The 15,068-nt window shown below is 60.3% G+C and carries 15 protein-coding genes; 10 read left to right on the forward strand and 5 right to left on the reverse strand.

The annotated features are described in order from the left end of the window. From atuC to QMK55_RS04295, 6 genes are all read left to right on the forward strand, one after another. Entirely contained in the window at positions 1-1,617 is a 1,617-nt protein-coding gene (gene atuC, locus QMK55_RS04270; protein ID WP_320328725.1) for a geranyl-CoA carboxylase subunit beta, read from the forward strand. Between the two features lie 30 nt (positions 1,618-1,647). After that, positions 1,648-2,805, forward strand: a complete 1,158-nt coding sequence (gene atuD / locus QMK55_RS04275; RefSeq protein ID WP_320328726.1) for a citronellyl-CoA dehydrogenase — start codon at positions 1,648-1,650, stop codon at positions 2,803-2,805. Continuing rightward, positions 2,802-3,599 (forward strand): enoyl-CoA hydratase/isomerase family protein, encoded by a 798-nt coding sequence (locus QMK55_RS04280; protein WP_320328727.1) that lies wholly within the window; start codon positions 2,802-2,804, stop codon positions 3,597-3,599. Before atuD ends, QMK55_RS04280 begins: the two co-directional genes overlap by 4 nt. 118 nt (positions 3,600-3,717) lie before the next feature. Further along, complete coding sequence (locus tag QMK55_RS04285) at positions 3,718-5,679, forward strand: acetyl/propionyl/methylcrotonyl-CoA carboxylase subunit alpha (protein ID WP_320328728.1); 1,962 nt, start codon at positions 3,718-3,720, stop codon at positions 5,677-5,679. A 70-nt stretch (positions 5,680-5,749) separates the two neighbouring features. Beyond that, positions 5,750-6,292 (forward strand): exonuclease domain-containing protein, encoded by a 543-nt coding sequence (locus tag QMK55_RS04290; RefSeq protein ID WP_102353995.1) that lies wholly within the window; start codon positions 5,750-5,752, stop codon positions 6,290-6,292. A gap of 114 nt (positions 6,293-6,406) precedes the next feature. Then, positions 6,407-6,691 carry a pyrimidine/purine nucleoside phosphorylase gene (locus QMK55_RS04295; RefSeq protein WP_003226701.1) on the forward strand — a complete coding sequence of 95 codons (285 nt, stop codon included), beginning with the start codon at positions 6,407-6,409 and terminating at the stop codon, positions 6,689-6,691. Positions 6,692-6,761: 70 nt separating this feature from the next. Here QMK55_RS04295 and QMK55_RS04300 read toward each other — a convergent pair whose 3' ends face one another. Both QMK55_RS04300 and QMK55_RS04305 read right to left on the reverse strand, forming a co-directional pair. Further along, a complete protein-coding gene (locus tag QMK55_RS04300) occupies positions 6,762-7,568 on the reverse strand; it encodes an MOSC domain-containing protein (protein ID WP_102353996.1) in 807 nt (268 codons plus the stop codon). Positions 7,569-7,765: 197 nt separating this feature from the next. Continuing rightward, positions 7,766-8,701, reverse strand: a complete 936-nt coding sequence (locus tag QMK55_RS04305; protein ID WP_102353997.1) for a chemotaxis protein CheV — start codon at positions 8,699-8,701, stop codon at positions 7,766-7,768. A 453-nt stretch (positions 8,702-9,154) separates the two neighbouring features. Here QMK55_RS04305 and QMK55_RS04310 point away from each other — a divergent pair, with 453 nt between their 5' ends. The 3 genes from QMK55_RS04310 (at position 9,155) to QMK55_RS04320 (ending at position 11,665) form a co-directional block, all read left to right on the forward strand. After that, positions 9,155-9,625 (forward strand): hypothetical protein, encoded by a 471-nt coding sequence (locus QMK55_RS04310; RefSeq protein ID WP_102353998.1) that lies wholly within the window; start codon positions 9,155-9,157, stop codon positions 9,623-9,625. Between the two features lie 490 nt (positions 9,626-10,115). After that, positions 10,116-11,009: a sensor histidine kinase gene (locus QMK55_RS04315; protein WP_102353999.1), complete on the forward strand. Its 894-nt coding sequence runs from the start codon at positions 10,116-10,118 to the stop codon at positions 11,007-11,009. Further along, positions 11,006-11,665, forward strand: coding sequence for a response regulator transcription factor (locus QMK55_RS04320; RefSeq protein WP_025113176.1), 660 nt, complete (start codon positions 11,006-11,008; stop codon positions 11,663-11,665). Before QMK55_RS04315 ends, QMK55_RS04320 begins: the two co-directional genes overlap by 4 nt. On the opposite strand, the gene yegS is transcribed toward QMK55_RS04320, so the two are convergent. Continuing rightward, positions 11,649-12,566, reverse strand: a complete 918-nt coding sequence (gene yegS / locus QMK55_RS04325) for a lipid kinase YegS (protein ID WP_320328729.1) — start codon at positions 12,564-12,566, stop codon at positions 11,649-11,651. The two genes, QMK55_RS04320 and yegS, sit on opposite strands and share 17 nt — an antisense overlap. Before the next feature lie 318 nt (positions 12,567-12,884). Between yegS and QMK55_RS04330 the strand changes: the two genes are divergently transcribed. Then, positions 12,885-13,193: a hypothetical protein gene (locus QMK55_RS04330; RefSeq protein ID WP_320330242.1), complete on the forward strand. Its 309-nt coding sequence runs from the start codon at positions 12,885-12,887 to the stop codon at positions 13,191-13,193. 56 nt (positions 13,194-13,249) lie between these two features. Here the strand turns inward: QMK55_RS04330 and glp are convergent, their stop codons facing one another. Together glp and moaB are read right to left on the reverse strand one after the other, a co-directional pair. Then, a complete protein-coding gene (glp, locus tag QMK55_RS04335) occupies positions 13,250-14,476 on the reverse strand; it encodes a gephyrin-like molybdotransferase Glp (protein WP_320328730.1) in 1,227 nt (408 codons plus the stop codon). After that, on the reverse strand, positions 14,460-14,999 hold the full coding sequence (gene moaB, locus QMK55_RS04340; RefSeq protein ID WP_102354002.1) for a molybdenum cofactor biosynthesis protein B: 540 nt from the start codon (positions 14,997-14,999) through the stop codon (positions 14,460-14,462). The genes glp and moaB overlap by 17 nt, the downstream gene beginning before the upstream one ends. Positions 15,000-15,068 lie beyond the last annotated feature (69 nt).

The following is a 15,068-nucleotide window of genomic DNA, read 5'->3' on the forward strand; positions in this document are numbered from 1 at the left end:
ATGCCGCAGATCCACTCCCAACTCGATCCGCACAGCGATGCCTTCGCCCGCAACCGTGCGGCGATGCTCACGGCCATCGAGCAAGTCCAGCAACTGGAACAGAACCTGCTGAACAAGGCAGCCGAAGCCAAGGGCAAATTCGACAAACGCGAACAACTGCTGCCCCGTGAACGCCTGAACCTGTTGCTCGACCCCGGCGCACCGTTCCTCGAACTGGCAAGCCTGGCCGGCTACAAACTGCACGACGACAAGGACGGCAGCGCCGCCGGAGGGGGTTTGATCGCCGGCATTGGTTACGTCTCCGGCGTACGGGCGCTGGTGGTGGCCAACAACAGCGCGATCAAGGGCGGTACGATTTCCCCCAGCGGCCTGAAGAAATCCTTGCGTCTGCAGCAGATCGCTCAGGACAACAAACTGCCGGTGATCACCCTCGCCGAAAGCGGCGGCGCCAATCTCAACTACGCCGCCGAAATCTTCGTCGAAGGCGCGCGCAGCTTCGCCAATCAGGCACGGATGTCAGCCATGGGCCTGCCGCAGATCACCGTGGTGCACGGCTCGGCCACTGCCGGTGGCGCGTATCAGCCGGGGCTGTCGGATTACGTGGTGGTGGTGCGTGGCAAGGCCAAGCTGTTTCTCGCCGGGCCGCCGCTGCTCAAGGCCGCGACCGGCGAAATCGCCACCGATGAAGAACTGGGCGGTGCCGAGATGCACGCGCAGGTCGCAGGCACCGCCGAATACCTGGCCGAGAACGATGCCGACGGTGTGCGCCTGGTGCGCGAGATCCTGCGCATGCTGCCGTGGAACGAACAACTGCCGTGGCTGCCGGAGCCACAATACAAAGAGCCGCTCTACCCGATTGACGAATTGCTCGGACTGATTCCCGACGACCCGAAAAAACCCTACGACGTGCGCGAAATCATTGCGCGGATCGCCGATGAGTCGGAGTTTCTCGAATTCAAGGGCGAGTTCGATCAACAGACCGTGTGCGGCCAACTGAAAATCCAGGGTCGCGCCTGCGGGCTGATCGGCAACAACGGCCCGATCACCCCGGCCGGTGCAAGCAAGGCGGCGCAGTTCATTCAGCTGTGCGACCAGAGCCAGACGCCGCTGCTGTTCTTCCACAACACCACCGGGTTCATGGTCGGCACCGAGTCCGAGCAGCAAGGCGTGATCAAGCACGGCTCGAAACTGATTCAATCAGTGGCCAATGCACGAGTGCCTAAACTGACGATTGTCGTCGGTGGCTCCTACGGTGCCGGCAACTATGCGATGTGCGGGCGCGGTCTCGACCCCCGGTTCATCTTCGCCTGGCCCAACAGCCGCACGGCGGTGATGGGCGGGGCACAGGCCGGCAAGGTGCTGCGCATCGTCACCGAGGCCAAACAGCTCAAGGAGGGACTGGTGCCGGATCCGAAAATGCTCGACATGCTCGAACAGGTCACCGCGCAGAAACTCGACAGCCAGTCCACCGCGCTCTACGGCAGCGCCAACCTGTGGGACGACGGCCTGATCGACCCGCGCGACACCCGCACCCTGCTCGGTTACCTGCTGGATATCTGCCACGAAGCCGACATCCGCACGCTGCAACCCAACAGCTTCGGCGTCAGCCGCTTCTGACGGCCACGGATCCCAAGGAGAACAATAAAAATGATCTTCACCCCGGAACACGAAGCACTGCGCCGCACCGTCCGCCAATTCGTCGAACACGAGATCAACCCGCACGTCGATGAGTGGGAAAAGGCCGGGCGTTTTCCGATCCACAAGATTTTCCGCAAGGCTGGCGACCTCGGCCTGCTGGGGATCTCCAAACCGGAAAAATTCGGCGGCATGGGCCTCGACTACAGCTACTCGATTGTCGCCGCTGAAGAGTTCGGCACCATCCATTGCGGCGGCATTCCGATGTCGATCGGTGTGCAGACCGACATGTGCACCCCGGCGCTGGCCCGCTTCGGTTCCGATGAGTTGCGCGAAGAATTCCTTCGTCCGGCCATCAGCGGTGAGCAAGTCGGTTGCATCGGAGTCTCGGAGGTCGGTGCCGGTTCCGATGTCGCCGGGCTCAAGACCACCGCGCGCAAGGATGGCGACGACTACGTGATCAACGGCAGCAAGATGTGGATCACCAACTCGCCGAGCGCCGACTTCATCTGTCTGCTGGCCAACACCTCGGACGACAAGCCGCACATCAACAAGTCGCTGATCATGGTGCCGATGAACACGCCGGGGATCAGCCTCAGCTCGCATCTGGACAAGCTCGGCATGCGCAGCTCGGAAACCGCCCAGGTGTTTTTCGACAACGTGCGTGTGCCGCAGCGCAACCGCATCGGCCACGAAGGCGCCGGTTTCATGATGCAGATGCTGCAGTTCCAGGAGGAACGCCTGTTCGGCGCGGCGAACATGATCAAGGGCCTGGAATACTGCGTCGACAGCACCATCGCGTACTGCAAGGAACGCAAGACCTTCGGCAACGCGCTGATCGACAATCAGGTGATCCATTTCCGCCTCGCCGAATTGCAGACCGAAATCGAATGCCTGCGCGCGCTGGTCTATCAGGCCACCGAGCAGTACGTGAAAGGCCAGGACGTCACGCGCCTGGCGTCGATGACCAAGCTCAAGGCCGGGCGTCTCGGGCGCGAAGTCAGCGACAGCTGCCTGCAATATTGGGGCGGCATGGGCTTCATGTGGGACAACCCGGTGGCCCGCGCCTATCGCGATGTGCGGCTGGTGTCGATTGGCGGTGGCGCCGACGAAATCATGCTCGGGATCATCTGCAAACTGATGGGCATCCTGCCGGGGAAAAAGAAATGAACACCCTGCCCGACTGCCAGACTTTGCTGCTCGAGCAACATGGCGGCGTGTTGCACATCACCCTCAATCGCCCCGACAGCCGCAATGCGATGAGCCTGCAAATGGTCGCGGAACTGCGTGCAGTGTTCGCGGCAGTACGTGAGGAGCGGCGGGTTCGCGCCTTGGTGCTCAGCGGCGCCAGCGGCCATTTCTGTGCCGGCGGCGACATCAAGGACATGGCCAACGCCCGCGCTCAGGGCGCTGATGCCTACCGCGAATTGAACCGCGCTTTCGGCGCTCTGCTGGAAGAAGTGCAGCACGCGCCACAAGTAGTGATCACCGTGCTGCAAGGTGCGGTGCTGGGTGGCGGGCTCGGACTGGCCTGCGTCAGTGATATCGCCATCGCCGATCATCAGGCGCAGTTCGGCCTGCCGGAAACCAGCCTCGGTCTGCTGCCGGCGCAAATCGCACCGTTCGTGGTGCAGCGCATCGGCCTCACCGAAACCCGCCGACTGGCGCTGACCGCTGCGCGCTTCGACGGCCATCAGGCGCGGCGTCTGGGGCTGGTGCATTTTGTCGAACAGGATCCGCAGGCACTGGCCGAACGCCTCGATGAGGTTCTGCAGCATGTGTTGTGTTGCGCACCGGAGGCGAATGCCATGACCAAGAAGTTATTGCTGGCCAGCGCCGGGCAACCGTCGAGTGAATTGCTGGACGAGGCGGCGCAGTGGTTCAGCGAGGCGGTGACCGGGGCCGAGGGGGTCGAGGGCACCATGGCTTTTGTGCAAAAGCGTAAACCGAAGTGGGCCGTTTAAAGCATCGCGAGCAGGCTCACGCCTACAAGGGGATTTGCGTCGTTCACAAAACCTGTAGGAGTGAGCCTGATCGCGATGAGGCCAGCACATTCACCGCCACAATTTCAGGAACAAGACCATGCCCGCCATCCACAAGATCCTGATCGCCAACCGCGGTGAAATCGCCTGCCGCATCCAGCGCACTGCCCAAGCCCTGGGCTATCGCACCGTCGCCGTGTTCAGCGACGCCGATGCCCAGGCTTTGCACGTGCAGATGGCCGATCAGGCGGTGAACATCGGCCCGGCACCGGTGCAACAGTCCTACCTGAACATCCCGGCGATCCTCGACGCCGCGCGCCGTACTGGTGCCGACGCGATCCATCCCGGTTACGGTTTCCTCTCGGAACATGCCGGATTCGCCCGCGCCTGCGAAGAGGCCGGTCTGATTTTTATCGGTCCCAGTGCCGACGCGATCGAGCTGATGGGCAGCAAGCGTCTGTCGAAAATCGCCATGCTCGACGCCGGTGTGCCGTGCGTCGCCGGCTATCAAGGCGCCGCCCAGGACGACGCAACGCTGTTGCGCGAAGCCGAACGCATCGGCTATCCGCTGATGATCAAAGCCAGTGCCGGGGGCGGCGGACGCGGCATGCGTCTGGTGCACAGCAGCGACGAGCTGCCGGCGCAATTGCGCACGGCGCGCTCCGAGGCGTTGAACGGTTTCGGCAGTGACGAACTGATCCTCGAACAGGCGCTGATCGAACCGCGGCACGTCGAGGTGCAACTGTTCGGCGACTGCCATGGCAACCTGATCTATCTGGGCGAGCGCGATTGCTCGGTGCAACGTCGCCACCAGAAAGTCATCGAGGAAGCCCCCTGCCCGGTCATGACTCAGGCGTTGCGCCAGACCATGGGCGAAGCGGCGCTCAAGGCTGGCCGCGCGGTGAATTATGTGGGTGCCGGCACGGTTGAGTTTCTGCTCGATACCCGTGGGCAATTCTACTTTCTGGAAATGAACACCCGACTGCAGGTCGAGCATCCCGTCACCGAACTGATCACCGGGCTGGATCTGGTCGCCTGGCAACTGGCTGTCGCCGAGGGGCAGCGACTGCCATTGACCCAGGATCAGGTCACCCTCAACGGCCACGCCATGGAAGTGCGTCTGTATGCCGAAGACCCGACGCAGAATTTCCTGCCGCAGACCGGGCTTATCAAGGCCTGGGAACCGGCATTGAGCGCGGGGGCGCGGATCGACCATGGCTTGCTCGAAGGCCAGTCGGTCAGCCCTTTCTACGACCCGATGCTCGGCAAACTGATCGCCCACGGTGCCACCCGCGAGGAGGCGCGGCGCAAGCTGCTGCGTGCGGTGCAGGACAGCGTGCTGCTCGGCGTCCAGAGCAACCAGCGTTTGCTGGTCAGCCTGCTGCAACATCCGCAATTCATCCGTGGCGAATTCAGCACCGCGTTCATCGCCCAACACTTCACTGACCACCCTTGCCTGCACGCCTACGCCCCCGGCGCCGAGCAACTGGCCATTGCTGCCGTGCTGTTTTACCAGGCCGGAGCGCAGGCGCATCGCGCATCGCTCAAGGGCTGGCGCAACAATGCCGGGGTGCCACTCAACTACCGCCTCGGCCTCGAAGATCAGGACTGGACGCTGCAACTGCTGGCGGGCAGCGATGGCCACTTCACCGTGACCGTCATGCAGCGCTCGCTGGCGTTGCAGGTTATCGATGGCGACGAGCGCTCGATGACACTGGAAATCGACGGCCTGCGCCAGCGTCACGCCTATCGGCTGGAGGGCGAAGCGCTCTGGTTGTTCACCCATCCAGGCAACCTGCGGCTGGAGGATCGAACTCATGCACTGATCAGCAGTCAGAGCAGCGTCAGCTCCGGCACGCTGAAGGCGCCGATGGACGGTGCTATCGTCGACGTGTTGGTCAGCGAAGGCAGCCCGGTCAGCAAGGGTCAGTTGCTGGTGGTGCTGGAGGCAATGAAAATGGAGCACCCGCTCAAGGCCGGCATCGACGGCGTGCTCAAGCGGGTGCAGGTCAAGGTCGGCGATCAGGTAAAAAATCGTCAGGTTCTGTTGCAGGTCGAGTGAGTCGCCAGGCGCAAACGCAAGGTTTGACTACGCTCTGATCTATCAGGACGCGTAAATCAGGAAACCTGCGATGCCCCATTGGCTGGTGATTGATCTGGAGGCCACCACGGATGAAGGTGGCTGGCCGGTTACGGAAATGGAAATCATCGAAATCGGTGCCACGCTGGTCGATCGTGCCGGTCGCGAGCAGGATCACTTTCAACGTTTTGTCAAACCGACACGACGGCCGTTGCTGACGCCGTTCTGTCGTGAGCTCACGCACATCACCCAGGCCAATATCGACGCTGCGCAGCCGTTGACCGAGGTCTGGCCGGCCTTCGAACGCTGGCTCGCGCAACACCAGACGCGCCTCGAAGGCTGGGCCAGTTGGGGCGACTACGACCGCAAGCAGTTGCTCCAGGAATGGCAGCGCCTGCAACTCGACACCGTGTTAAGCCGGGTGCCACACATGAACCTCAAACAGCGCTTTGCCAAGGCCCGGCGACTGGACCGGCCGTTGGGGCTCAATGGTGCGCTGCAACTGGCTGGCATGCAGTTCAGCGGTCAACAGCACCGAGCGCTGGAGGACGCACGCAATACCGCGCGGTTGTTGCCGTTGGTGTTGCCACTCTAGCGTCAGGGCGGGAACTCGCCGGACACGCCCCGGGCAGGTGACGGCGCCAGGCGCCTTGTGCATACTGGCCAGCCTTTTTAACCCTTTTTTTGCCCTTTTCGAGAGGAATCGCCCATGTTCAAAGTCAACGAGTACTTCGACGGCACCGTCAAGTCTATCGCTTTTGGCACCGCTGAAGGTCCGGCGACCATCGGCGTCATGGCCCCGGGCGAATACGAATTCGGCACCGCTCAGCGTGAAATCATGCACGTGGTCTCCGGCGCACTGACTGTCAAACTGCCGGACAGCAGCGACTGGGAAACCTTCGCCGCCGGCAGCCAGTTCAACGTACCGGCCAACAGCAAGTTCCAGCTGAAAGTCGCCGTCGACACCGCTTACCTGTGCGAATACCGCGGCTAACGCTGCAGGTTTCCCCGGCGCAAAAAAATGCCCGTGTCCATGGACACGGGCATTTTCATTTCAGGAACGGTTACTCGAGGATTTCCACCGGCATTCCGACTTCCAACTGACCATTACTGTCATTGACCAGGTTCTGGCCGAACATCGCGCCATCGGCCTGGGCGCGGTATTTCTGCAAGGTTGCCAGCGGTTCGCGATCAGCACTGCGCTCGCCAGTCTGCGGATCGATGGTGGTCAGAATGCAGCGCGAGCAAGGCTTCACCACCCGAAACTCGACATCGCCGATACGGATCCGCTTCCAGCCATCTTCGGCGAACGCCGCGCCGCCTTCGATCACCAGATTCGGCCGAAAACGCAACATCTCCAGCGGTCGCCCGACCTTTTGCACCAGATCCTGCAACGACGCCTCGCCGATCAGCAACAGCGGGAAACCATCGGCGAACGCGACCTGATCGTCCTCATGGCCATAACCGGACTGAGTCATGCGGGCGCGGTTCAACGGTACCTGCACCAGCCGGGTAGGTTTGCCAATGAAATCGCTGAGCCAACGGGCCGCTGCGTGACCGGCATCCGGTACGCGCAAGGTGTCGCGCCAAATGGTCACGCCGCGCAGGTCGGTATCTTCCTCCGGCAACGGCACATCCAGTGCCACATGCCCGGGCGCGCTCAGGGTCAGCCCGCCCTGGGCATTCCACAGCGCCGACAGCTGACTCATTTTCGCCTCGGCCCGCTGCGTCAGAAAGCGCCCGCTGGCCTCGTCCACCAGCATCCAGCGTCGATCCCCTTCAAGGCCCAGCTTGTCCAGGCCAATCGATTGCAGAATCTCCGGCTTGCCGGATTTCAACGGGTAACGATAAAGCGCGCTCAGACGCAGCATGGCCAGCTCCCTGGTGGCTAAAAAAACTACCCTATACGAGCTTTATCTGTGAATCAAAGCCTGATGCACGCCCCTGCAAATATTGTTGTGGCGAGGGGATTTATCCCCGATGGATTGCGCAGCCGTCCCGCTTCGTTGATTCAAGTGGGGCCGCTTTGCAGCCCATCGGGGATAAATCCCCTCGCCACAGGGTTTCGTCAGGCCGGCACTTCATCCAGCATCAGACGCTGACGCACCACGTCGACCAGCTTGTCCGGCTGGAACTTGGAGAGGAAGTTATCGCAGCCGACCTTCTTCACCATCGAGTCGTTGAAGCTGCCGGACAGCGAGGTGTGCAACACCACGTACAGGCCACGCAGCCGTGGGTCGTTGCGGATTTCGGTGGTCAGGCGATAGCCGTCCATTTCCGGCATTTCCGCGTCGGTGAACACCATCAGCAGCTTGTCGGTCATGTGCACACCGGTATCGGCCCAGGCCTTGAGCATGTTCAGCGCCTTTAGACCATCGCTGGCAATGTGCATTTTCACCCCGAGCTGACCGAGGGTGTCGCGCAGTTGCGAGAGCGCAACATTGGAGTCGTCCACCAGCAACACTTCGCGGCCACGGGCACGTTCCAGCACCGGATCGTCGAGTTTGTCGCGCGAGACCTTGGCGTTGTACGGGACGATTTCGGCGAGGACTTTCTCGACGTCGATGATTTCCACCAGTTGCTCGTCGACCTTGCTGATCGCAGTCAGGTAATGCTGGCGACCGGCGCTGGTTGGCGGCGGCAGAATGGCTTCCCAGTTCATGTTGACGATGCGATCCACGCCACCGACGAGGAAGGCCTGCACCGAACGGTTGTACTCGGTGACGATGATGGTGCTGTTCGGGCCCGGCACCAGCGGACGCATGCCGATCGCCTGGGACAGGTCGATCACCGGCAGCGTCTGGCCACGCAGGTTGACCACGCCGCAGACAAACGGGTGGCGCTGGGGCATCAGGGTCAGCTTCGGCAGTTGCAGAACTTCCTGAACCTTGAACACGTTGATCGCGAACAATTGGCGTCCGGCCAGTCGAAACATGAGAATTTCCAGGCGATTCTCACCCACCAGTTGCGTGCGTTGGTCTACCGTGTCGAGAATGCCGGCCATCAATGACTCCTGGGCTTGTTCTGATGAATTCATTAAGAGGGGTTATCGGCTGTTTATGGCGAATCTTGATCCCCGCACAAATCACTATCAAAATGCCACACACGGGCATTGATGTCACATTAACATCATGCTTTACTGGCTCGGTGATTTCATCTGCTACATTCTCTTCTGGCGCGACCACGGTTTGCGCCACAGGTTCCCGCGCGTAAGGGAATCCCCTAGTAACAATCAGGCCTAACCTGATGTTCGCAATATCCAATAGCCATTAATGTGACGCCATTCTCATTGCATGAACGGAGTCAGGCTATTGTGTGCGATCGCAGTTCGGTGGAAACGCATCCTCTCGAAACCCTCAGCTTGTGCACTTGCACGCCGGGGCGCGATCTCGCGACGATTCACGATCGTCGACACACACGGCATTCCCTCATCAGACATGACGCTGTGGAGATAAGCATGCCAATCGACCGTAAAGACTGGGCGCAACGCTTTCCCGAATTTCTCGTCGAGGCAGAAACACTCCTGGCCAAATCCGAAGAATGCCTGAGCCACCTGCAACTGATCAGCAACGACAAGGACGCGATCGACTGCATGCTCAACACCCTGCTAAAACTCGCAGGCCGGGCTCAAGCGTTGGCGCTGGAAGCGGTTTCCGGGTTTTCCCTGCACATTCACAGCTTGCTCAACCATGCGCCGGATCATATCGATCTGCACGCACAGGCACTGGATGCGCTCAAAGACTGCTTCACTCTGATGGCCTGGCAAATCGAACTGGTTGATCAGAACACCGGCCAGTTGAGCCTTGATGACAGCGAACAGACCTCTCTGATCGAAGCCTTTGCATTTCAGGTAGGCCAAAGCCAGTTTCAGCCGCCGCTCTCGACCCGATCGCTGTCGCTCACGCCCTACTCGGAGCGTCAGGCCTGATTGGCCACTGTTAATACGCAAACCGAGGCTGTGGATCCGAATCGCCGAATGTCGCAATTGAATAGTTCATACCTGCCAGCGACAAGGCGAATCAAATAATCACACCTGACCGAAGCGGATATTTTCCCGCAACCTCAGGGTTTTCCTGTGCCCGCATAACGAGCAACTTCGAGTGACATCGATATCTATCGAGCACAACAAAGCGACTTTTTCCATTATGGAACTCGCGTCCAACAGGCGTCTTTCCTGACTCATTGGACATATATGGCAACGCGACCAACGGTATCTTAAGTGGTATTATGCCGGCCATTAGTTGCTTTCAATTAATGGCACATTGATTCAATGACAGGTATCCACCGATACTTGGCGGTCAAGTATCGTTCACTGAACCTGGTTAAAATCAATAACATAATTGACAGCATTTTCAGACAGAGATCTGCCCGCCACCGGCCGGTCTGCCCGCAGCGAACATCCATTGGCTCCATCCGTTATGTACGCCAGTCTCAAGTCAATCAGCACATGGCCACCCTCCCGGGAAAATGCACGCCGGTTCACACTTATATTGTGTGTCATCGCAACCGTCGGCAGCCTGCTGACCTATGGTTTTTCAGCGCCACTGTCACTGGGTTTGCTGCTGTTGAATATCGCAGCCACTGCCTGTGTCTGGGTGCAATATCGACTGTCACGCAAATCGATCAAGTTCCAGCCTCAAGAACTCGCGGACCGTCTGCTCGAAGTCCAGGAGAACGAGCGGCACCGGCTCAGTCGCGAACTGCATGACGATATCGGCCAGTTGTTGACCGCTGCCAAGCTGCAAAGCGAATGGCTGAAGAGACGTCTGCCGCAAGACCTGCAAGAACAGTGCTCGACGCTTTGCGAAACGCTTGAAGAAACCCTCAACAAAGTGCGCGATGTTTCAGCCATTCTCAACCCGCGCCAACTGACCAGCCTCGGCCTGGAGGCCAGCCTGCGCGCGCACTTGCTCAAGACCCTGGCGAACACCCCGGTGCACTGGAGCCTCGATTGCCAGCAACGGCTCACTGGCATCCCGGAAGAAATGGCGGTCGCGGCCTTTCGCATTACCCAGGAAGCGGTCACCAACATTCTGCGTCACGCGCAGGCAAAAAACCTGCTGATTCGCGTACAACGCCTGCCGCAAGGTCTGACGTTGTTTATCAGTGACGATGGACTGGGATTTGCGCCTGCCGCCGATCCGGGCCGCGAAGGACAACGTGGCATGGCCGGGATGGCCGAACGAATCGAACAGTTGGGCGGCACGTTGAACGTCATCAGCGAGCCGGGCAAAGGCACTCAAATCGAAGCACTATTCCCCTGGGCGCCCCGTGCACTCGAGCGGGCCAGTACGAATAAGGTTATGCGTTGACTTGTAACTTACTTCTGGTGGATGACCACTCGCTGATCAGGGCCGGCGTACGCGCTCTGGTGCTCGATATTCCCGGTTACGCGGTCATTGGCGAAGCCAGCGATGGCTCGCAGCTGCTCGAAATGGTCGAGCAACTGACGCCCGACATCGTCTTGCTGGATATCTCGATGAAGGAAACCGGTGGCCTGGAAGCCCTGCAACGGCTCAAGCGGGTACGTCCACAAAGCAAGGTGCTGATCCTGTCGATGCACACCGACCCGGCGCTGATCATGCAGGCACTGGAGTCCGGTGCGCACGGTTATCTGCTCAAGGACACCACCGCCACCGAGCTTGAACATGCCCTTGAAGCGCTGCGTAACAACGAGCGCTACCTGAGCCCGGCGATCGCCCATACGGTGATCAACCAGGCGCTGACCCGCACGCAGAAAAACCAGCCGGAAGTGGCCGACTCGCACAACCTGACGGCCCGTCAGCTGGAGATTCTGCGATTGATCGTGCGCGGCAAATCCACTCGGGAAATCGCCAACGGCCTGGGCCTGAGCATCAAGACCGTCGAAACCCACCGCTCGCAGATCATGAAACGCCTGCAGATTTACGACGTGGCGGGTCTGGTGCTGTTCGCGGTGCGCGAACAGATCATCAGCCTCGACGACTGATCGACCGAGCACCGCCCAACAGCGGCGAGTGCTCCGGCAAATGCACCTGCAAAGCTGCCGGGCGCGCCTCGAAACGCAGGCTTTCACCCTCCAGCGGCTCGCCGTCAAGGTTGATGTAGAGCCCCTCGGCAACTTTGATTTCGACCCAGGGCAAGCGGGCTCGCACAAACATATTGTCGAGGCCGAAACCATCACTGAGCAGATTCTTCAGCGTGCCGACCAACTCTTGTGGCGCCGGCAGGATGCTGATATCCAACAGACCATCGTCGGCAAATGCCTGCGGACACAATACGTGTCCACCGCCGGCCTGGCGGCCATTGCCGATGCCCAGCGCCAGCAGTTCACCGCTCCAGTGAAAATCCGGCCCATGCAGTTCGCCGTAGGCCGCGTGCAACTCGCTGAACCGCGACAGGCCGGTGAACAGATAGGCGGCCCCGCCGAGCACTTTTTTCAGATCCTCAGACGTATTGGCCGTGACCTGGCTGCCGAAACCGCCCGTCGCCATGTTCAGGAAGATCTGCCCGCCGACTTCGCCCAGGTCGATGCCTCGCGGCGGCACATCCAGCAACTCAAGCGCCTCGGCCGGCTCCAGCGGGATCCCCGCTGCGCGGCAAAAATCGTTGGCGGTCCCCAGCGGCAACAGCACCAGGCTGGCCTGATGCGGATGCGCGGCGAGCGCTTCGGCGATATCGCGTAACGTACCGTCCCCGCCGCCGGCGATAATCTGCCTGTACCCGTCCGCCAATGCCTCTTGTACCAGACGCTGAGCGTCACCAGCCTCCCAGGTCAGGCGCACCGCCAACTCCCAGCCCTGCTTGCGTTTGCCTTCGACGGCGGCGCGAACCGCCTCATTGAGTGCCTGCTTGCCATGCAGAATCAACAGCGCCCTGCGTTCACTCATAACGATTACTCCCCACGGCTGAATCGGTCTGAAACATCTTGACCACTGGCGCACGCAAAAAAGCCGCAAGAATCACTTTTAATTCAAGCGACTGATCTGTTGCGTCCTACACAGCGGTATTTTTTCTTACAACATGTGAGGAATCGGCTCAATTGACCCGCCGCGATCATTGATTCACCGTGTGCAGGTGGTATCAATCTTCGATTTAACAACACAAGGATGTGCAGGTCATGAGTGGATACACCCTCGTAGCGGGTAACAGTTTGAATCATGGAGAGGTTAGCGAGCTTACATTTGAAACAGCCGACGGGCATTTCCATGCACAGCCATGAAGCCAGAATCTCAACCAGTCCGGTGGAAGCTCTCACCGAAAGTCGCGTCAGTCACAAATCCGATTTCAAAAAGAGCGCCAGAACCACTGGAGAAGTTGATATGGAGCCGCGCGTGACCGAACTGGAAACCCACCTCAAATACATTCGCCGGGATATGGATGAAGTCCGCGGCGATGTCAAAACCATCAAGCACCGCCTCGCCTATTCGGCGGGTGCAACAGCGGTGGTATTGGGGCTGCTTGGGTGGGTCGCCAATAGCCGGTTCGATCAGTTGGTCACACTGATGAGCCATTGATTGGGGAACGCAGGCTTCGACGCTGATCGGTCGAGCCTGCACTTGGAGGGCGGGGATCAGCCGAGCAGATCACTCAGAGGAATGAAGACAACTCGATCCTCCTCGACCAGCGTGCGTCCTTCCAGCACTTCTACCAATCCATCTGCCCAGGCCGCGCTACGCAGTACTCCTGAACTTTGATTGCGGTAGACGATTGCTCGCCCCTGCTCGAGTCGACCGCGCAAGTATTCACGCCGATTGCCCGCGACAGGCCAGACGAAGCCGGCCGGAACCGTGAACTTCAGCGGTTCGACGTCCTGCACACCCTGACGCCGTAACAGGTAAGGCCGTGTGAGCAAAGCGAAGGTCACCAGCGTCGAGGCGGGATTACCGGGCAGACCGATGACCGGCACATTGCGAAAATGGCCGAACGTCAGCGGTTTTCCTGGTTTGATTGCCAGTTTCCACAGCGCCAGCTCACCTTCTTCCCTCAACGCGATGCCAAGAAAATCCGCTTCGCCAACCGAGACTCCTCCCGTCGAGAGAATCAGGTCGACATCCTGCAACTCTCCCAGACGTGCACGGGTGGTATCCAGATTGTCCGGAAGAATACCGGCATCGATCACCTCACAACCCAGGCGCTGCAACCAACTGCACAACACCACCCGGTTGCTGTTGTAGATCTGGCCTGGGCCCAACGCCTGGCCTGGCTCGACCAGTTCATCACCGGTTGACAGCACCGCCACCCGCACCTTGCGCACCACATTGAGTCCGGCGCAACCCAGCGACGCCGACAAACCTTGCTCGATCGGCCCCAACCGCGTCCCTGCCGGCAGGATCAACTCTCCGACGGTGGTTTCCTGGCCCTGCGGGCGAATGTTCTGGCCAACGGTCATGGTTTCGGTAAAGCGCACCCGGCCATCGTCCTGAACCTCGGCGTTTTCCTGCATCTCCACGCAATCCGCTCCGGCAGGCACAGGTGCACCGGTGAAGATTCGTGCACAGGTGCCGGGTTTCAAAGGCTCGGGCGCCTGCCCGGCGAACACTTTCTGGCTGACCGGCAAAGGCTCGCCCGTCCAGTCAGCGAGATTCAGCGCATAACCATCCATGGCACTGTTTGGCCAGGGCGGCAGGTCAAGGGTCGAAATCAAGTCTTCGGCCAGCACTCGCCCTTCTACCTCAGCCAACGGCAGGAACTCACGCTCGACAATCTGTGCGGCTTCGGCCATTGCCAGCAGGCGGGCCAGCGCGTCTTCGACAGGCATCAGGCTGCCAGTCTTGCCCGGCTTACCCACGGGATTCACAAGGCGCCGCCTGTTTCAGGTGCGGTACGAAGTTGCAGGGACGATGCCGCGAATCCAGTTGCTCGGCCAGAATGCCGTCCCAACCGGTGCGTACTGCGTTGGTCGAACCTGGCAGGCAGCACACCAGCGTGCCATTGGCCAGCCCTGCCAGTGCCCGCGACTGCACGGTCGAGGTGCCGATGTCGGCCACCGATATCTGGCGGAACAATTCGCCAAAGCCGTCGACCTGCTTGTCGAGCAGACATGCCACGGCTTCCGGTGTGCTGTCACGCCCGGTGAAACCGGTGCCGCCGGTAATCAGCACGACCTGCACCACGTCCTCGGCAATCCAGTGGGCAACTTGCGCGCGGATCTTGTACAGGTCATCTTTGAGCAAGACCCGTTCGGCCAGTCGGTGGCCGGCAGCGGTCAGGCGGTCGACAAAGACCTGGCCTGAGGTGTCGGTTTCCAGGGTTCGGGTATCGCTGACAGTCAGCACCGCAATATTCAGCGGTACAAAAGGTACATCGGCCTTGGCTTTCATTAGGCTCGTCCAGTTGTAGGAGAAACAGCCCGGTGTTATATCACAGCGCCTGAATTTTTCGCCGCCCTG

The organism is Pseudomonas sp. P8_229 (genome assembly GCF_034008635.1).
In the GTDB taxonomy this organism is placed as follows: domain Bacteria; phylum Pseudomonadota; class Gammaproteobacteria; order Pseudomonadales; family Pseudomonadaceae; genus Aquipseudomonas.